General features: G+C 63.2%; 15 protein-coding genes. 5 read left to right on the forward strand and 10 right to left on the reverse strand.

Going from position 1 to position 18391, the window contains the following annotated elements; genetic code table 11:
- Position 1: 1 nt before the first annotated feature.
- The 3 genes from NKH17_RS02680 to NKH17_RS02690 are packed head-to-tail and all read right to left on the reverse strand — an operon-like array spanning position 2 to position 3579.
- Positions 2-919 (reverse strand): ABC transporter permease subunit, encoded by a 918-nt coding sequence (locus NKH17_RS02680; RefSeq protein ID WP_023676823.1) that lies wholly within the window; start codon positions 917-919, stop codon positions 2-4.
- A 1-nt stretch (position 920) separates the two neighbouring features.
- Positions 921-1928, reverse strand: coding sequence for an ABC transporter permease subunit (locus tag NKH17_RS02685; protein ID WP_254816243.1), 1008 nt, complete (start codon positions 1926-1928; stop codon positions 921-923).
- A 58-nt stretch (positions 1929-1986) separates the two neighbouring features.
- Positions 1987-3579, reverse strand: a complete 1593-nt coding sequence (locus NKH17_RS02690; protein WP_254816244.1) for an ABC transporter substrate-binding protein — start codon at positions 3577-3579, stop codon at positions 1987-1989.
- A 414-nt stretch (positions 3580-3993) separates the two neighbouring features.
- On the opposite strand from NKH17_RS02690, the gene NKH17_RS02695 reads away from it, so the two are divergent.
- The 3 genes from NKH17_RS02695 (at position 3994) to NKH17_RS02705 (ending at position 6737) form a co-directional block, all read left to right on the forward strand.
- A complete protein-coding gene (locus tag NKH17_RS02695; protein ID WP_352970038.1) occupies positions 3994-4212 on the forward strand; it encodes a hypothetical protein in 219 nt (72 codons plus the stop codon).
- Positions 4213-4273: 61 nt separating this feature from the next.
- Entirely contained in the window at positions 4274-6019 is a 1746-nt protein-coding gene (locus NKH17_RS02700; RefSeq protein ID WP_352970040.1) for a long-chain fatty acid--CoA ligase, read from the forward strand.
- 7 nt (positions 6020-6026) lie between these two features.
- Positions 6027-6737: a class I SAM-dependent methyltransferase gene (locus NKH17_RS02705; RefSeq protein WP_352897351.1), complete on the forward strand. Its 711-nt coding sequence runs from the start codon at positions 6027-6029 to the stop codon at positions 6735-6737.
- 8 nt (positions 6738-6745) lie between these two features.
- On the opposite strand, the gene NKH17_RS02710 is transcribed toward NKH17_RS02705, so the two are convergent.
- From NKH17_RS02710 to NKH17_RS02720, 3 genes are all read right to left on the reverse strand, one after another.
- Positions 6746-7468 carry an HAD family hydrolase gene (locus NKH17_RS02710; protein ID WP_352897353.1) on the reverse strand — a complete coding sequence of 241 codons (723 nt, stop codon included), beginning with the start codon at positions 7466-7468 and terminating at the stop codon, positions 6746-6748.
- Positions 7469-7473: 5 nt separating this feature from the next.
- Positions 7474-9117 (reverse strand): glucose-6-phosphate isomerase, encoded by a 1644-nt coding sequence (pgi, locus tag NKH17_RS02715; RefSeq protein WP_352897354.1) that lies wholly within the window; start codon positions 9115-9117, stop codon positions 7474-7476.
- A gap of 93 nt (positions 9118-9210) precedes the next feature.
- Entirely contained in the window at positions 9211-9366 is a 156-nt protein-coding gene (locus NKH17_RS02720; protein WP_254816186.1) for a hypothetical protein, read from the reverse strand.
- 5 nt (positions 9367-9371) lie between these two features.
- On the opposite strand from NKH17_RS02720, the gene pdxR reads away from it, so the two are divergent.
- Positions 9372-10865, forward strand: a complete 1494-nt coding sequence (gene pdxR, locus NKH17_RS02725) for a MocR-like pyridoxine biosynthesis transcription factor PdxR (RefSeq protein WP_352800342.1) — start codon at positions 9372-9374, stop codon at positions 10863-10865.
- Positions 10866-11057: 192 nt separating this feature from the next.
- Positions 11058-12647 (forward strand): trimethylamine methyltransferase family protein, encoded by a 1590-nt coding sequence (locus tag NKH17_RS02730; RefSeq protein WP_352897356.1) that lies wholly within the window; start codon positions 11058-11060, stop codon positions 12645-12647.
- A 3-nt stretch (positions 12648-12650) separates the two neighbouring features.
- On the opposite strand, the gene chrA is transcribed toward NKH17_RS02730, so the two are convergent.
- The 4 genes from chrA to NKH17_RS02750 form a co-directional block, all read right to left on the reverse strand.
- Positions 12651-14039 carry a chromate efflux transporter gene (chrA, locus tag NKH17_RS02735; protein WP_352800338.1) on the reverse strand — a complete coding sequence of 463 codons (1389 nt, stop codon included), beginning with the start codon at positions 14037-14039 and terminating at the stop codon, positions 12651-12653.
- The gene (locus NKH17_RS02740; RefSeq protein WP_352897359.1) at positions 14036-14875 is read right to left on the reverse strand and encodes a chromate resistance protein ChrB domain-containing protein; all 840 of its coding nucleotides are present in this window, start codon (positions 14873-14875) and stop codon (positions 14036-14038) included. Before NKH17_RS02740 ends, chrA begins: the two co-directional genes overlap by 4 nt.
- A gap of 271 nt (positions 14876-15146) precedes the next feature.
- On the reverse strand, positions 15147-16952 hold the full coding sequence (locus NKH17_RS02745; RefSeq protein ID WP_352897361.1) for an IlvD/Edd family dehydratase: 1806 nt from the start codon (positions 16950-16952) through the stop codon (positions 15147-15149).
- A 235-nt stretch (positions 16953-17187) separates the two neighbouring features.
- Positions 17188-18372: an Mrp/NBP35 family ATP-binding protein gene (locus NKH17_RS02750; RefSeq protein ID WP_352476039.1), complete on the reverse strand. Its 1185-nt coding sequence runs from the start codon at positions 18370-18372 to the stop codon at positions 17188-17190.
- Positions 18373-18391 lie beyond the last annotated feature (19 nt).

The raw sequence follows: 18391 nt of genomic DNA on the forward strand, positions 1-18391 counted from the left end.
ATCATGACCTCTTCAGCTTGGGGTCGAAGGCATCGCGCAGGCCGTCGCCGATCAGATTGATTGCAAGCACAGTGATCAGGATGGCAAGGCCGGGGAAGGTCACCACCCAAGGCGCGCGCAGGATGAATTCGCGCGCCGAAGCGAGCATCGTGCCCCATTCCGGTGTCGGCGGCTGCGCACCGACACCGAGGAAGCCGAGCGCCGCAGCCTCGAGAATAGCGTTGGAGAAGGACAGCGTGGCCTGCACGATCAGCGGTGCCAGGCAGTTCGGCAAGATCGTCCTCACCATCAAGCGAAGATGACCGGCGCCGGCCACCTTGGCGGAGATCACATATTCGCGGTTCTTTTCGGCCATCACGGCGGCGCGGGTGAGACGTGCGAAATGCGGCTGCAGCACCAGTGCGATCGCCAACATGGCATTGAACAGGCCCGGGCCGAGGATCGCCACCAGCACCAGCGCCAGAAGCAGCGACGGGAAGGCCAGGATGATATCCATGATGCGCATGATCAGCGTGTCGACCCAGCCGCGGAAATAGCCGGCGAGCACGCCAAGCACGATGCCGCTGGTGAGTGAGAAGACGACGACCACCAGGCCGATGAACAGCGAAAAACGTGCCCCGAAGATCAACCGCGAAAGCATGTCGCGGCCGACCGCATCGGTGCCGAGCAGGAACATCGATTTGCCGCCTTCCTGCCAGGCAGGAGGCGCCAGCAGTGCATCGCGAAACTGCTCGTCGGGCGAATGCGGGGCGACGAACGGCGCAAAGATCGCCACCAGCACGAGCGCCGAAAACACGACAAGACCGATGACGGCCCCGGTGTTCATCGAGAAGTAATGCCAGAACTCGGCAAACGCCCTTTGCCTGCCGCCTGTCGGGATGGAGGCAGCGGTGGCTTCGGCGGCGGATTCGTCGGTCATCTCACTGCACCCGGATGCGCGGATTGATGACGGCGTAGAGCACGTCGACGATCAGGTTCACCGCCATGACGATCAGCGCGATGATCAGCAATCCGCTCTGCACGACGACATAGTCGCGCTTGCCGATGGCGTCGATCATCCATTTGCCGATGCCTGGCCAGGAAAAAATGGTTTCGGTCAGAATGGCGCCTGCCATCAACGTGCCGACCTGCAGTCCAATGGTGGTGACCACTGGGATCAGCGCGTTGCGAAAAGCATGCAGCCCGATGACACGGCGCGGCGCCAGGCCCTTGGCACGCGCGGTGCGGACATAGTCCTCGCCCAGCACCTCGAGCATCGCCGAGCGCGTCTGGCGCGCTATGACGGCGAGCGGGATCGTCGCCAGCACGATCGATGGCAGGATCAGATGGCTGACGGCGGATTTGAAAGCGCCGCTCCTGCCGGAGATCAGGCTGTCGATGAGCATGAACCCGGTCGTCGGCCTGAAGAAATACTGCAGGCCGATTCGGCCGGAAACCGGCGTCCAGCCGAGATAGCCGGAGAAGAAGATAATGAGCAGCAGCCCCCACCAGAAGATCGGCATCGAATAGCCGGTCAGCGCGACACCCATCGTCGCCTGGTCGAACCAGGAGCCCCGCTTGACCGCAGCGAAAATGCCGGCAGGGATGCCAAGCAGGATGGCGATGATCAACGCCACCGTCGCCAGTTCCAGCGTGGCCGGAAACAGCGCCTGGAATTCGCCGAGCACTGGCCGCTTGGTGGCAATGGATATGCCGAAATCGCCGGTGAGGACCCTGCCGATATATTCCAGGTACTGGATGACATAGGGCCGGTTGTAGCCAAACTGCTCGATGAGCTGGGCGTAGCGTTCGGGGCTGACGCCGCGCTCGCCGGCCAGGGCCAGGATGGGATCGCCGGGCAGAAGCCGGACGAAAGCGAACGCCGCCAGCGATATGCCGAACACGGTCGGGATGATCAAAGCGAGCTTGTGGAGGAGATAACGGAGCATCTTGCTTCATAGAACGGCGGCGCGGGAAGTCCAGCGCCGCCGTTCAATTTCTCAGGACTTATTCGGTGACGTCGACGCCGTCAAACCGATGAATGCCGAGCGGGTCCATAACGAAGCCCGACACCTTCTTGTTCATCGGCATGAAGACCTTGGAGTGGGCGATGGTCAGCCACGGAGCCTCACGCTTGAACACCACCTGAGCTTCCTCGTAGATCTTGGTGCGCTCGGCGACGTCCGTCGTTGCCTTGCCTTTTTTCAGCAGGGCTTCGAATTCCTGATTGCACCAGATCGCATAATTGGACTGGCCGATGGCATCGCAACCGAGCAGGAAAAAGAAGTTGTCCGGATCGCCATTGTCCCCGGTCCAGCCCAGTTGGAAGGCGCCGTCGCGATCCTTGGCTTTGCCGCGCTGGCGATACTCGGTCCATTCGTAGCTGACGATCTCCGCCTTGACGCCGACGGCGGCATAGTCGGCCTGGATCAACTCGGCGACGCGCTGGGCGTTCGGGTTGTAGGGGCGGCTGACCGGCATAGCCCAGATCTTCATCGACAGATCCTTGACGCCGGCGTCGGCCAGCATCTTCTTGGCCGCCTCCGGATCGTAGGGATCGTCCTTGATGTCCTTGTTATAGGACCACATGGTCGGCGGGATCGGGTTGATGGCCGGCGTGCCGGCACCCTGATAGACCGCGTCGATGATTGCCTTCTTGTTCACCGCCATGTTGAGGGCCTTGCGGACCTCGACCTTATCGAAGGGCGGCTGCGTTGTGTTATAGGCCATGTAGCCGATATTCAGGCCTTCCTGCTCATCGACCTTGAGGTTCGTGTCGGCCTGCAGTCCGGCAATGTCGGCTGGCGCCGGGTACGACATGATATCGCATTCGCCCGCCTTCAGCTTCTGCGCGCGCACGGCGGGATCGGGCGTGATGGCGAAGATCAGATCGTCGATCTTCTGGCGGCCGCCATAGTAGCCGTCCCATGCCGCGTAGCGGATGACCGCGTCGACCTGGTAGTCGACGAACTGGAACGGACCGGTGCCGACCGGCTTCTGGGTGAACTGCTGCCTGGTGCCGGCCTTGTCGAGTTGGTCGGCATACTCTTTGGAAACGATCGAGGCGAAATCCATGCCGAGGTCCGGCAGGAACGCGACTTCAGGCTTGTTCAGCACGAATTTCACCGTCAGGTCGTCGACCTTGACGATTTCCTTCAGGAGATCGGGGAAGCCCATGCCGGTGAAATATTCCCAGCCGGTGCCTTCCAGATAGCTGTACCACGGGCTTTCTTTCTTCCACTGGCGTTCGAAGGAAAAGATCACGTCGTCGGCGTTGAGGTCGCGCGTCGGCGTGAAATAATCGGTCGTCTGGAATTTCACACCAGGGCGAAGCTTGAAGGTGTATTCGAGACCGTCGTCGGAAACCGTCCAGCTCTCTGCCAGGCCGGGGGAGATGGTGGTCTTGCCATGCTCGAACTCGACCAGGCGCGAATAGATGGTGCGCGACGAGGCGTCGAAGTCGTTGCCGCCGCTCCATGGCGACGGGTCGAAGCCGGCCGGCGAAGCCTCCGAGCAATAGACCAGTTGTTTTGCGTTGGCCATGCCGCCGAGGACGCTTGCAGCCAGCAACGCGGCTGCAAAAGTCAGTTTCTTTTTCATTGAGCACTCCCTGATGTTCTTCCAAGCCCCTCTATCAGGCTCGCGAAGGCCGCATATAAGCACCGTTTTTCTAGCTTTGGAACTGCTTGTTTGCCTAACCCACGGGAAGCAGAAAAAAATTCCGGCACGCGGCAAATTGTGGAAAAAACGAGCCGAATCCGCAGATCACGACATTATTAGCGACTTCAATTTTTTGTTGATCGGCGATGCCGCCAATTGTGGGATCGAGCCTTTCGGTTCAAGAGACCCGCGTCCGAAAACCGGTCGCGGCCGAGAGGTTTGACGGCAAGTCTTACCGCACTCCTGGTGGCGAAGGCTTGCATGGCCGCCGCTTGTGGCAATACATAGATAGATGGGCAGCGTGCCGGATTTTCCCGGGTTTCGGGCATTGCGGCAAGCGTTGGGATATCTTTGTTGATCAGGGCGGTGGTGGCGCGCAAGCATGCCGAAACAATAAGAACGATTGAGGGAGCGACAGGTGGCAAAACCGGCAAAGACAACCAGCGCGGCGAAAGCAAAGGCCGAGGCAACATCGAAAGCAGTCAAGTCAAAAGCGGCCGACGCCAAGCCGGCGGCTACCGCGAAGGCAAGCGCGAAGCCGGCGGCGAAGACCACGGCTGGAACGGCTGCTAAACCGGCAACCCGCAAGACGGCGCCTGCTGCAAAGTCTGCCGCCAAGCCGGCGGCGAAGGCAGTGCCGACAGCGCCCCGACCGTCGGCAGGTCCGGCCAAGAGATTACCAAAGGCGATCACGTCGCTGGCCGCCGGCCTGCCGGAAAAACCGTGGCTCAAGAGTTATCCAAAGATCGTGCCGGCCGAGATCGGCGCCCTGCCCGCCAGCTCGATCGGCGACTTTCTCGTCACCGTGTGCAAGCAGTTTGCGAATCGGCCGGCCTTCGTCTGCATGGGCAAATCGATCACCTATGCCGACCTCGAGCGACAGTCGGCCGCCTTCGGCGCCTATCTGCAATCAACGGGGCTGCAGAAGGGCGCGCGCGTCGCACTGATGATGCCGAATGTGCTGCAATATCCGGTGGCGATCATGGCAGTGCTTCGCGCCGGCTATGTCGTGGTCAATATCAATCCGCTCTACACGCCGCGCGAGCTGGAGCACCAGCTCAAGGATTCCGGCGCTCAAGCCATTGTCATCCTCGAAAATTTCGCCTGCACCCTGCAGGCGGTGATCGCCAGGACCGCAGTCAAGCATATCGTGGTCGCCTCGATGGGCGACATGCTAGGCGGGCTCAAGGGAACGATCGTCAACTTCGTTGTACGCCGCGTCAAAAAGATGGTCCCGGCATGGTCGCTGCCCGGCCATGTCAAATTCAGCGCCGCGCTGAAGGCAGGCGCCGGCATGGCCTTCAGGCCCGCAAAGGTCGCGGCCGACGACATCGCCTTCCTGCAATACACAGGCGGCACGACCGGCATCTCCAAGGGCGCGATGCTTTTGCACAGCAACATTTTGGCGAACGTCGCGCAGAACGCGCTGTGGGCTGAAGACGCCTTTACCGTCAAGCCTAAGCCGGCGCATCTGAACTTCCTCTGCGCGCTGCCGCTCTATCACATTTTTGCGCTGACGGCGAACGTGCTGGTAGGCATGCAGCAAGGCGCACAGAATGTCCTCATCCCCAATCCGCGCGACATTCCCGGCTTCGTCAAAGAGCTGCAGAAATACCCGATCCACATCTTTCCGGGCCTCAACACGCTGTTCAATGCGCTGCTCAACAATGAGGATTTTCGCAAGCTCGATTTCAAGCCGCTGATCCTGACGCTGGGTGGCGGCATGCCGGTGCAGAGGGCCATCGCCGAACGTTGGAAGGCGCTGACCGGCTGCCCGATCAGCGAGGCCTACGGGCTTACCGAAACCTCACCGGGGACAACCATCAACAAATTCAGCGACGGCGTTTACACCGGCACGATCGGCCTGCCGCTGCCCTCGACCGAGATCGCCATCCGCGACGACGACGGCAACAATTTGCCGCTCGGCGAAGTCGGCGAAATCTGCATCCGCGGACCGCAAGTGATGGCCGGCTACTGGAACCGGCCGGACGAGACCGCCAAGGTGATGACTGAGGACGGCTTCTTCAAGTCGGGCGACATGGGCTTCATGGACGAGCTTGGCTACACCAAGATCGTCGACCGCAAGAAGGACATGATCCTGGTCTCCGGCTTCAACGTCTATCCGAACGAACTCGAGGAAGTGGTGGCGCAGCATCCGGGCGTACTCGAAGTGGCGGCGATCGGCGTGCCGGACGAGCATTCGGGTGAAGTGCCGAAGCTGTTCGTCGTCAAGAAGGACCCTGGGCTGACCGCCGAAGCGCTGGCGGCTTATTGCAAAGAGAACCTGACCGGCTACAAACGCCCCAGGCATATCGAGTTCCGCACCGAGCTGCCCAAGACACCGGTCGGCAAGATCCTGCGACGGGCGTTGCGGGGCTAGGCGCAGCTTGAGCGATTGCATCGCCGGCGCCAATGCGGTGGGTATAGGCTCGCGCCCAGATCCGGCAGAGTTCATCCGGGCGAACATGCGGATCGCGGCAGTACCTGCGATTCCCGAAATTCGGCTTTACACCGCCCATCCGGGAAGCGGGCTCAGGCGGCTTGTCGAGTGGAACCAACACGCGACCGAAGAGGACGGACCTGAACCGGAGCCACCGTATTGGGCCTATATCTGGGCCGGCGGCGCGGTGCTCGCCCGCTATATTTTCGACCGGCCGGAGACCGTGACCGGCCGTCGCGTGCTCGACCTCGGCGCCGGCTCGGGCCTCGTCGGCATTGCAGCGGCAAAAGCCGGCGCAAGCGCGGTGATCGCGGCCGAGATCGACCGCAACGGCGTTGCCGCGATCGGCCTCAATGCGACGGCGAACGGCGTTGTGATTGCGACAATCGGCGGGGACATAACCAGCGGTCCGCCGCCACCGGTGGATGTCGTGGTGGTCGGCGACCTGTTTTACGCCCATGATCTTGCCGGCCGGGTCGTCCCCTTCCTCGACCGCTGCCTCGCTGCCGGCATCGAGGTGCTGGTCGGCGATCCAGGCCGCGCCTATCTGCCCCGCTCGCGGCTTCGCCTGCTGGCCGAATACGAGGTGCCGGATGTCGGCGAAGGCAGGAATGCGGCGATGAAACCGAGCGGCGTGTTCTCGTTCGGACCAGCTTAGCTGCGAGTCTAGACCGTCTCGCTGACTCGGGCCGCAAGAAAATCGGGCAGATCGGCAACTGAATCGAGGATGACGTCGGCGATCTGCGACAGCGATTCCCGTGTGCCGGTGCCGGACAGCACGCCGATCGCCAGGCCGCAGCCGCCGGCGCGCGCCATCTCCAGATCGTGGCGATTATCGCCGACCATTGCGATCGCCGCCGGCCTGAGCCCTGTCAGATCCGAGAAGGCAAGGATCGTATCCGGCGCCGGTTTTGGATTGGCCACCGCATCGTAACCATAGGCGGCGTCGAAAAGCTGCGCGACGCCCAGCGTGACCAGGGTCTTTTCCGCGCCGCTGGTCGAGTCGTTGGTGGCGACGCCAAGCCGGTAGGATTTTCGGTGAAGCAGGCCAAGCGTCTCGACCACACCCGGCAGCGCCACCGCCATTGCCGATCCCTGCGCCGAAGTGATGGCGTTGAAGCGGGCGACGGCAAGCATCTGGTCCTCGTCGGACAGCCGTGGAAACCACAGCTCGACGACGTCCATGTTGGTACCGGAGGCAAAAATCGAATCCGGCTTGAAGCGCTTGCTGGCGAAGTCGAAGCCCGCCGCCGCAAGCAGCCTGTCTGCTTTCCAGCGATCGCCTTCGGCCGCATCCATCGCCATGAAGTCGGCGATGCCCAGCCATGTCGCGTTGAAATCTACGAGCGTGCCGTCCTTGTCGAACAATATTCCCTTGATGTCCGCCAAGCTTTTCACTCCGGGCCGCGCAAGCGGTGAATGTATTCCACCAGTCCGGCAGTCGAGGCGTCCCGCTTTGCGGCGTTCTCCTTGCCTTCAACGACGGGCAGCAGCCCGGTCGCCAGTTCCTTGCCGAGTTCGACGCCCCATTGGTCGAAGGAGTTGATGTTGAACAGCGTGCCTTCGACGAAGACGCGGTGCTCGTAGAGCGCAATCAGCCGTCCGAACGTGTGGGGGTCGAGCTTTCTGTAGAGGATCGTCACCGAGGGGCGGTCGCCGGAGAAGACGCGGTGCGGAGCAATCCTGTCGACATCGGCCGGCTTCATGCCTTTCGCCAGCATCTGTGCGCGGGCTTCCTCAAGCGTACGGCCCTTCATGAAAGCTTCCGACTGCGCCAGGCAATTGGCAAGCAGAAGGTCGTGGTGATGCTTCAGTTCCGGCTCGTGGCCGACGGCAGCGGCGAGGAATTCGACCGGAATGAAATCGGTGCCCTGATGCAGAAGCTGGAAGAAGGCGTGCTGGCCATTGGTGCCGGGCTCACCCCAGACCAGCGGGCCGGTCGGCGTCGTCACAGCGCCGCCGTCCAGGGTCACGCTCTTGCCGTTCGATTCCATGTCGAGCTGCTGCAGATAGGCCGGGAGCCTGGACAGACGCTGATCGTAAGGGATGACGGCGCGAGCGGGGTATTTGCAGATCACGCGGTGCCACCAGCCGATCAGCCCCATCAGCGCCGGCAGGTTCTTCGCCAGCGGCGCGGTGCGGAAATGCTCGTCCATTTCATGGGCGCCGTCGAGAAAGGCGCGAAAATCCTTCGGGCCGATGGCGATCATCACCGGCAGGCCGATCGCACCCCAGACGGAATAGCGGCCGCCGACCCAGTCCCAGAAGCCGAAGACGCGATCGGGCGCGATGCCGAATTTGGCGACCAGGTCGAGCGCCGTCGAGACGGCGGCGAAGTGCTTGCCGACCGCTCCCTTGCCGAGCGCCTTCTCGACCCATCCGCGCGCGGTCTCGGCATTGGTCATAGTCTCGACCGTGGTGAAGGTCTTGGAGGCGATGATGAACAGGGTGGTTTCGGCGGAAAGTCCCTTCAGCGTGTCGTGGATATGCGCACCGTCGATATTGGATACGTAATGCGCGCGCGGCCCGTCATGATAGGGCGCCAGCGCCAGCGTCGCCATGGCAGGGCCGAGATCGGAGCCGCCGATGCCGATGTTGACGATGTCGGTGATCTTCTTGCCGGTCGCGCCGGCTGCCTTGCCGGAACGCACCGCGTCGGCGAAGGCACCCATCGCGTCGAGTACGGCAAGGACTTCCGCCTTCACGTCATGGCCGTCGAGCACGATGCCTTTGCCGGTCAGGTTGCGCAGCGCCGTGTGCAGCACGGCGCGGCCTTCGGTGACATTGATCTTCTTGCCGGCAAACATCGCGTCGCGCCGGCCTTCGAGGTCGGCGGCCTCGGCCAGCTTCTCCAGCAACTCCATCGTCCGCGCATCGACCGCACATTTCGACCAGTCGAGCAGCAGGTCACCGTCGCTGGCGGAGAATTTCTCGAAGCGCTGCGGATCGGCGGCGAAAGCCTCGCGCATCGAGCCCGATTTGGCCGCACGATGATCGCGCAACGCGCCGAGCTGCTTTTGAAAGGACGGTTGATCCACTGCCTCGCTCCGGTTCTTGAGGTGCATCTTATCAGGCCGGATGTTTCCGGCGCGTGTCGTCGCGGCAAACTATCGGGTCGAATTCCATCTGTTTCAATGCGCAGCGATGCCGCAGCGCAGCGCGGGCCGGCGCAAAGGATCACTGGCATAAATCCCAGCGATCAGAAAAATTGATTGGCGCAACACCTTGTGCCACCGGTACATTCGACTGGTCCAGCCAAGTGAAAAAAGCTGGCCATCGAGGAACATCTCCCATGCCACAGCGAAACGACACGGCCATATGGTCCGGCCTGTTCCGGATTTCGGCGGACTCCGGTCAGACCCTGCAGGCGCAGATCCGCCAGGCGATCGTCGCCGCCATCCTCGACCGGCAGATCGCGGCTTCGATGCCGCTTCCGTCCTGCCGGATTCTTGCCGAAAAACTCGGCGTAGCGCGCGGCACCGTGGTGCTGGCGTTCCAGCAGCTGGTCGACCAGGGCTTCCTGGTGGCGCGCGAGCGCCGCGGCCACTTTGTCAATCCCGAGGTGCTGGCGACGCCGGCCAAGCCGCACCAGAAGGCGCCCGACCAGGCCAACGAGATCGACTGGAAGGCGCGCCGGCAGATCGCAGCGAGCGACATGCCACCGCCGGCCAAGCACGACAACTGGATCAAGTCGTCCTACCCCTTCGTCTACGGCCAGTTCGACCCGGCGCTGTTCCCGACCGCCGAATGGCGCGAGTGCAACCGCATGGCGCTGGCGGTGCTCGAAATCCGCAACTGGGCATCCGACATGGTCGACCGCGACGATCCGCTCCTGATCGAGCAGATCCAGGCCCGGCTGCTGCCGCGGCGCGGCATCTTCGCCAATCCGGACGAGATCATCGTGACGCTGGGCGCGCAGAACGCGCTTTACATGCTGGCCACGCTGTTGATGACCAAGGGCTCCAAGGTGGCGATGGAAGACCCCGGCTATCCCGATGCACGCTCGATCTTCCGGCTGGCCGGCGCCGATATCCAGCCGGTTCCAGTCGACCACTCCGGCATCGTAACCTCTGCCGTTCCCAGTGATTCCGGCTTCGTCTTCGTCACGCCCAGCCACCATTGCCCGACCATGGTGCCGCTGTCGGCGGAGCGGCGGCAGGATCTTCTGGCGCGCGCCAACCGGCACAACCAGATCATCATCGAGGACGGCTATGACAGCCAGCTCCTGGACGAGGCGCCGCAGCAGGCGCTGAAGAGCCTCGATCGGTCCGGCCGCGTCGTCTACGTCGGCTCGATGTCGAAGACGCTGGCTCCCGGCCTCAGGCTCGGCTACATCGTCGCCTCGGCCGGGCTGATCTCCGAGCTTCGGGCGCTACGCCGCTTCATGCTGCGCCATCCGCCGGCCAACAACCAGCGTGCCGTAGCGCTCTTCCTGTCGCTCGGCCATCACGAGGCGCTGGTGCGACGGCTGTCGAGCGCCTTCGACGAGCGGCGCAAGCGTCTGGTCCATGCGATTTCCGCCTTCCTGCCTGAGTGGCGCTCGACCGATTCGGCCGGCGGTACGTCGCTCTGGCTCGAGGGGCCGCGCGGCACCGATTCGCGCGGACTGGCGGAGGCCGCAGCCTCGCGCAGCGTCATCATCGAGCCCGGCGACCGCTTCTTCGATCGTACCGAAAAGCCATCGCGTTTCATGCGCTTGGGCATTTCCTCGATCGCGTTGCAGCACATCGAACCCGGCATCCGCGAACTGGCCACGGCAGCTGGACGCAGGCCGGCAGCGGCCTGATCTCCCTTCCCCGACCGGAGCCTGGCGCGTGTAGTGCGGCTCCGGTTCTTTAGCACCTTGGCATATGCGACGGGATCGGCTGGCACATAGGCTGTGCCAATGCCGGCGGCATAGTCGGAGTATAGGGGACGAAGCGGGCAGATGGTGGACCAACCGCCGCGCCCGCTCCGCAGCTAAAGTTGGAGTGCCTTCATGCCAATGGCCCATGAGAAGCAGGACGTGTCCGCAGACCAGCGTTCGCGGCGGTCCGGCGGGCGCGAGGCGCGCCGCGCCATGCGGGCGGCACCGCTTGCCGACGACGTCAAGCCGGTGCGCGCCGGCCTCGAAGGCGGGAGCTACAGCCCGCTCAGCGGCAATGATTGCGAACGTATCCATGAGGCCGTGCTTACCCTTCTGGAGACAGTCGGCTTCGCCAATGCCATCCCCTCCTGCATCGAGGCACTGACCAAGGCGGGCGCGACCCTCGGTGAGGACGGCCGCCTGCGCTTTCCTCGCGGCCTTGTGCTCGACACCATCAAGAACGCGGCGCGGCATTTCACCCTGCACGGCCAGGATCCGAAGCACGACATGGTGATCCAGGGCAAGCGTGTGCATTACGGCACGGCTGGTGCTGCGGTGCATCTTGTCGATGTCGAAAAGCGTGAGTATCGCGAGTCGCTGCTGCAGGATATCTACGATGCCGCGCGCCTGGTCGAAGGGCTCGACAACATCCATTTCTTCCAGCGGCCGATGGTGCCGCGCGACATTCCCGACCCGCTCGATATGGATTTCAACACGCTCTACGCCTGCGTCTTGGGTACGTCGAAGCATGTCGGCACCTCGTTTACCGTGCGCGAGAACGTCAAGCCGGCGCTCGATATGCTCTATGCGATCGCGGGCGGCGAAGCGAATTTTCGCGCCCGACCTTTCGTCTCCAATTCGAACTGCTTCGTCGTGCCCCCAATGAAGTTTGCCGAGGACGCCTGCGGCGTTCTCGAAGCCTGCGTCGAGGGCGGCATTCCGATCCTGCTGCTGTCGGCAGGACAGGCGGGTGCGACGGCACCGGCGGCGATTGCGGGCGCCGTGGTGCAGGCAGTCGCCGAAGTGCTCGTCGGCCTTATCTATGTCAACGCGATCAAGCCCGGCCATCCGGCGATCTTCGGCACCTGGCCGTTTGTCTCGGATCTCAGGACCGGCGCCATGTCGGGCGGTTCGGCCGAGCAGGCGGTGCTGACCGCGGCCTGCGCGCAGATGGCGCAATTCTACGACCTGCCGGGCGGTTCGGCCGCCGGCATGACAGATTCGAAACTGCCTGACATTCAGTCCGGCTACGAAAAGGGCATAACCGACGTGATGGCCGGTCTCGCCGGCCTCAACCTGGTCTATGAGTCGGCCGGCATGCACGCCTCGCTGCTCGGCTTTTGCCTTGAGAGCCTGATCATCGACAACGACATGCTCGGCCACTGCCTGCGCTGCGTGCGCGGCATCGAAGTGACGGACGAGTCGCTGTCGATCGACACCATTGCCGATGTCTGCCTGAAAGGGCCGGGCCATTATCTGGGCAACGAGCAGACGCTGCGGCTGATGCAGACCGAATATTTCTATCCGGCCGTCGGCGACCGCTTTTCGCCGAAGGAATGGAATGAGAAAGGCAGGCCCGATATCCTGCAACGGGCGATCATCGAGAAGAAACGCGTGCTTGCCGAACGCTTCCCGCGCCATGTGCCAAAACCGGTCGACGACAAATTGCGCGCCCGCTTCGGCGATATGATCAAGCTGCCGCGCGACAGAATGGGCGGCTGAGCGTTACCCGCTCGCCGCGAGCAACAACACACCGGCCAGCGCCGATCCGGCAAGCGTCGGCAGCATGCCGATCTTCAGCTTCAGGATGGCGATCATCGAGGCACAGGAAAGCAGCGCCGCGCGCCAGTCTATCGATGAAAGCACCGGCACGTCCATTCCAAGCCCGACATTGCGCACTTCGCCGAAGATGACGTGCAAGCCGAACCATAGAGCGAGGTTCATGATGACGCCGACGACGGCGGCGGTGATCGCACCGAGCGCCGCCGACAGCGCCTTGTTGCCGCGCAGCGCTTCGATGTAAGGCGCGCCAAGGAATATCCACAGGAAACATGGGGTAAACGTCGCCCACAGCGTAAGCAGCGCTCCAAACAATCCGGCAAGAAGCGGCGCGAGCGCGCCGGAGTGGCGGAAGGCGGCGACGAAGCCGACAAACTGCAACACCAGGATGAGCGGACCCGGCGTGGTTTCGGCAAGTCCGAGGCCGTCGACCATTTCACCCGGGGCGAGCCAGCCGAAGGACTCGACCGCTGCCTGCGCGACATAGGCAAGGACGGCGTAGGCGCCGCCGAAGGTGACGACCGCCATGACACTGAAAAAGCCACCGATTTGCGTCCAAACGCTGGCAGAGCCGGTAAAAGTCCAGACCAGCAGAACAGGCCCGAGCCAGATCGGCAGCCAGATCGCCAAAATGCGCGGCGCATGCCATCGCGTCGGTCTGACGTGAGTCAGTTCGCCGCGCTCGAACATCAGATCGACCGCGCCTTTGACGTCGGGAACATCGCCCTTGCCCTGTGGTGCGCCGGAAAAAAATGCCGGCGCACTACGGTTGCCGATCCAGCCTGCCAGGCCGGCAAGCAGCACGATCAGCGGAAACGGCACGTTCAACGCGTAGATGGCGATGAAGGCGGCGAGTGCGATCGACACCATGACCGGGTTTTTCAGCGCGCGTCTGCCGATCCGGATCACCGCCTCGATGACAATGGCGAGCACGGTTGCCTTGACCCCGAAAAACAGCGCCGCGACGAGTGGTACATCGCCATAGAGCGCATAGAGGCTGCTCAGGACGAGCATTACAAGCGCGCCCGGCACGACGAAGAGAATGCCGGCAACAAGGCCGCCGACCGTTTTGTGCAGCAACCAGCCGATATAGATGGCAAGCTGCTGGGCCTCGGGGCCAGGCAGCAGCATGCAGTAGTTCAACGCATGCAGGAAGCGCTGTTCGCCGATCCAGCGCCGTTCCTCGACCAGTTCCTTGTGCATGAGCGCGATCTGCCCGGCCGGGCCGCCAAAGCTGAGCACCCCGATTTTCGCCCAGACCTTCACGGCCTGCCGGAAGCTCGGCACAACCGGCTCCCGGATCTCCGCCGGCTTTTTCGAAAGGACGGCGCTCACGATGGTTTGCCCGTGCCGAGACTGACTGCGCCGGCGGCCGGCCAGTTATGCGTCTCCTCGGTGGCATCGCGGCACCAGCGGAAGAACGCATCGTAGAGCAGCATGCCGGCCTCGAGCTGCTCCAGATCGTCGCGAAACATCCGTGACAGGCCAAGCGAGGCGGCCAGGAAGCCGGCCGCCTGTGGAACAAGATCGAGGCTCGCAGTATCGGCAGCGCGTATGATCGTGGCCAGGCGATCGAGCGCTTCCGATTTGAGCCCGAACTCCTCGATCATGGTGTCGAATGTGCAGCGTTCGCCGCGGTGGCTCCAGAACACGTTCTCGATGTCGAACGGCACGGCCTGAAAGCGATCGGCGACGGCCGACACTTCAGCCGGCTCGACGAAGAGAAAGACCGCGTGAGGATCGATGAAGCGCCGGATCAGCCAGGGGCAGGCGATGCGATCGACCTTCGGGCGCGTACGCGTCACCCAAACGGTGCGGCCCTTGGCGTCGGCGGGCGGTATCTTGTCGGCGTGAACGAGAAGGCCCTTGGCATCGCGCCATGCTTCAAACCCGCCGTCGAGCGATTCGGCGGCTATGCCCTCGTGCCGCAGCCATGCGGCCACGCCTTGCGAGAGCTTTTTCCCCTGCTGGCAGACGACTGTCACTTGCCTGCCGGCGAAGTCGGCAGCCCAGTTCGAGACAGTCCTGAAATCACGCCGATCCGACCCCGGCAGCAGGCGCGGATCGGCGTTGTAGTCATCATCGATGCGGACGTCGATGACTGCGGGCGCACCCGGCAGCCCAATCAGACGGGATAGTTGCGATACGGTGATAGCGGTTGTTGACGGCATGGCGTCCACCTCCTTGAAAGAGAAGCTTGGACGCGAACGTTGGGCTGACGCCTCACGGGGTCGTCGCGATGCACCCCTTGCGATGATCGTGGATTTGTCACGCTCGCTTGTCAAGCATTTGTCCCTGCTGTCGCAGGACAATCGTTTTTGACAAACGATCGCGTCCAACTCTGTGCCGGGCATTTCTCCCCGTTAGCGGGCTGTTAACGGGGAGAAATGAGGTGACCGCAACACCGGCGACCTGACGGCTGGCCCGTGCCATGGACCCTGGTCAGTGATTGTCCCTCGGCACGCCGCTGGTATGAGCCACATCCTGGTATTTCACCGCCGGCTTCAGCACCATGCCTTCGGAAAACTGGTCGACCATGCCGCGCTGGATTTCCTGCCAGGGCGTCTGGTGCTTCGGATAGTGATAGCCGCCATTGTTCTGCAGCTCGGCGCGGCGCCGCGTGATCTCGTCGTCGCTGACGAGGATGTCGGCGGTGCCCTTGCGCAGGTCGATGCGGACGCGGTCCCCGGTCTTCAGTAGTGCCAAGCCGCCGCCGACAGCGGCTTCCGGCGAGGCGTTGAGGATCGATGGCGAGCCCGACGTGCCCGACTGACGACCGTCGCCGATACAGGCCAGCGCGTGGATACCCTTTTTGATCAGATAGGCAGGCGGCTGCATGTTGACGACTTCGGCGCCGCCGGGATAGCCGATCGGACCGGCGCCGCGCATGAACAGGATGGTGTGCTCGTCGATGCCCTGTGCCGGGTCGTCGATGCGGGCGTGATAGTCCTCGGGGCCGTCGAAGACCATGGCGTTGCCCTCGAAGGCTTCGGGGTCCTTCGGGTTCGACAGATAGCGCTCGCGGAACTCGGGCGAGATGCCGCTGGTCTTCATGATCGCCGAATCGAACAGATTACCCTTGAGATTGATGAAGCCGGCATTGGCTTTCAGCGGCTCGGCAACCGTGCGGATGACGTCGAGGTTCTCGTTAACGGCGCCGCGGCAATTGTCGCCGATGGTCTTGCCGTTAGCGGTCGTGGCTTCCGGATAGGGCAGCAGGCCGCCCTTCATCAGTTCGGCGATCACGGCCGGCACGCCGCCGGCATGGTGATAGTCCTCTCCGAGATATTCGCCCGTCGGCTGCAGATTGACGATGAGCGGTATGTTGAGGCCGACCTTCTGCCAATCGTCATTGTCGAGCGGCACGCCGAGATGGCGGGCGATGGCGTTGAGGTGGATCGGCGCATTGGTCGAGCCGCCGATCGCCGAGTTGACGACGATGGCGTTCTCGAAGGCCTTACGGGTCATGATGTCGGAGGGCTTCAGATCCTCATGCACCATGTCGACGATGCGCTTTCCGGTCTCGTAGGCGATCTGGCCGCGTTCGCGATAGGGGGCGGGGATAGCGGCCGAGCCCGGCAATTGCATGCCGAGCGCCTCGGCCAGCGAATTCATCGTGGTGGCGGTGCCCATCGTGTTGCAATAGCCGGTCGACGGCGCCGAGGAGGCAACGATATCCATGAACTCGTCATAGCCAATCTCGCCGGCCGACAGGCGCTGGCGCGATTCCCAGACGATAGTGCCGGAGCCGGTGCGCTTGCCCTTGTGCCAGCCGTTGAGCATCGGCCCGACCGAAAGCGCGATAGCCGGGATGTTGACGGTGGCCGCGGCCATCAGCATGGCCGGCGTCGTCTTGTCGCAGCCGATGGTGAGCACCACACCGTCGAGCGGATAGCCGTAGAGCACCTCCACCAGGCTGAGATAGGCAAGGTTGCGATCAAGTGCAGCAGTCGGCCGTTTGCCGGTCTCCTGGATCGGGTGGCAAGGGAACTCGAAAGGGATGCCACCCATCGAGACAATGCCTTCGCGCACGCGCTTGGCCAGTTCGATGTGGTGGCGGTTGCAGGGCGACAGGTCCGAGCCGGTCTGCGCGATGCCGATCAGCGGCTTGCCGGACATCAGTTCGGCCCGCGTCAGCCCGTAATTCAGGTAACGTTCCAGATAGAGTGCCGTCATGCCCGGATTGTCGGGATTGTCGAACCACTCCTGCGAGCGAAATTTTTTCTTGCTGGTGGGGGCGCCTGCCATCGTGGTCTCCGTATTTGTATGACAAATCGATATGACAACGCGCGGGAGCAGGCAAGGGGCACGCGCCATCCGAATCCGCACTTTGGTGCGATAGACACACATCTGCCTCCGCGCTAGTCGGGATCGTGGTTTGTCAGCCCGCTATCCCGGAAAAGCTGGAACGTGTCGCCGCGGACCTACCCGGCCGTTCCGGCCGCCCTCCCCTCAAGGTCCCACTTGGGGGAGGACATCCGCATCACTCGAACACGATGCTCGGCACTGCAGCCTCGGCCGCGCCGCGCTCTTCATTGACGCGGTCCCAAACCTTGGCGGCGATGTCGCGGTAGATTTTCGCCTCGGCGCCATCGGGTTTCGAGACCACCACCGGCGTGCCAGCATCCGAGCTTTCGCGGATGCCCATCTCGAGCGGCACTTCGCCAAGGAAGGTGACCCCGAGACGCTCGGCCTCGCGGCGCGCGCCGCCATGGCCGAAGATGTCGTAGCGTTTTCCCGTATCGGGGGCGAGAAAATAGCTCATATTTTCGACGATACCCAATAGCGGCACGTCGACCTTTCTGAACATGTTGAGGCCTTTGCGCGCATCGATCAGGGCCAGGTCCTGTGGCGTCGAGACGATGACGGCGCCGGCCAGCGGCACCTGTTGGGCCATGGTCAGCTGGGCGTCGCCGGTGCCGGGCGGCATGTCGACGACGAGCACATCGAGCGGTCCCCATTCGACCTCGCGCAGCATCTGCGTCAATGCCGACATCACCATCGGCCCGCGCCAGATCATCGGCGTCTCCTCATCGACGAGGAAGCCCATCGACATGACCTTGAGGCCATAATTCTGCATCGGTTTCAGGATCTTGCCGTCGACGGTCTGCGGCCTGCCACGAATGTTGAGCAGACGCGGCATGGAAGGGCCATAAATATCGGCATCGAGCACGCCGACCCGCAGCCCGTTGGCGGCAAGCCCAAGGGCGATATTGACGGCGGTGGTCGACTTGCCGACGCCGCCCTTGCCGGAAGCGACGGCGATAATCGCTTCGATGCCGGGTACGCCGCGCTTGCCCTGGCTGTGCGAGGCGGGCGCCTGCGGCGCGGGACGTGCAGGTGCGGCCGGCGGAGCGGGCCTCTGAGCCGGTCTTTGCGGAACCGGGGCCTCCATGCCGCCACCCTTCTTTTCCGCCGTCAGCGCGACCACGGCGCCGGCAACACCGGGGATCGCCTTGACGACACGTTCGGCCGCCGCACGCAGCGGCTCCATCTCCTGGGCACGGGCAGCGGGAACGGTGATCGAGAAGAACACCTTGGCATCGGCAATGAAAATCTCGGAAACCATGCCGAGGTCGACGATATTGCCGGTGAAATCCGGCCCATTGACCGTCTTCAGGCGCTCGATAACCATTTCCTTGGTCACGTTTTCATGGGCGGCGGGCATGAGTTTTTCCTCTACTTTT

Source organism: Mesorhizobium sp. M1334, assembly GCF_040317995.1.
Classification (GTDB): domain Bacteria; phylum Pseudomonadota; class Alphaproteobacteria; order Rhizobiales; family Rhizobiaceae; genus Mesorhizobium.

Bases quoted from the DNA above. Each gene is read 5' to 3' on its own strand.
- NKH17_RS02730 (WP_352897356.1), top strand. From the start codon at position 11,058: ATGCCAATGGCCCATGAGAAGCAGGACGTGTCCGCAGACCAGCGTTCG.
- NKH17_RS02745 (WP_352897361.1), bottom strand. From the start codon at position 16,952: ATGGCAGGCGCCCCCACCAGCAAGAAAAAATTTCGCTCGCAGGAGTGG.
- NKH17_RS02720 (WP_254816186.1), bottom strand. From the start codon at position 9,366: ATGTTCCTCGATGGCCAGCTTTTTTCACTTGGCTGGACCAGTCGAATG.
- pdxR (WP_352800342.1), top strand. From the start codon at position 9,372: ATGCCACAGCGAAACGACACGGCCATATGGTCCGGCCTGTTCCGGATT.
- NKH17_RS02740 (WP_352897359.1), bottom strand. From the start codon at position 14,875: ATGCCGTCAACAACCGCTATCACCGTATCGCAACTATCCCGTCTGATT.
- NKH17_RS02685 (WP_254816243.1), bottom strand. From the start codon at position 1,928: ATGCTCCGTTATCTCCTCCACAAGCTCGCTTTGATCATCCCGACCGTG.
- NKH17_RS02680 (WP_023676823.1), bottom strand. From the start codon at position 919: ATGACCGACGAATCCGCCGCCGAAGCCACCGCTGCCTCCATCCCGACA.
- NKH17_RS02750 (WP_352476039.1), bottom strand. From the start codon at position 18,372: ATGCCCGCCGCCCATGAAAACGTGACCAAGGAAATGGTTATCGAGCGC.
- NKH17_RS02690 (WP_254816244.1), bottom strand. From the start codon at position 3,579: ATGAAAAAGAAACTGACTTTTGCAGCCGCGTTGCTGGCTGCAAGCGTC.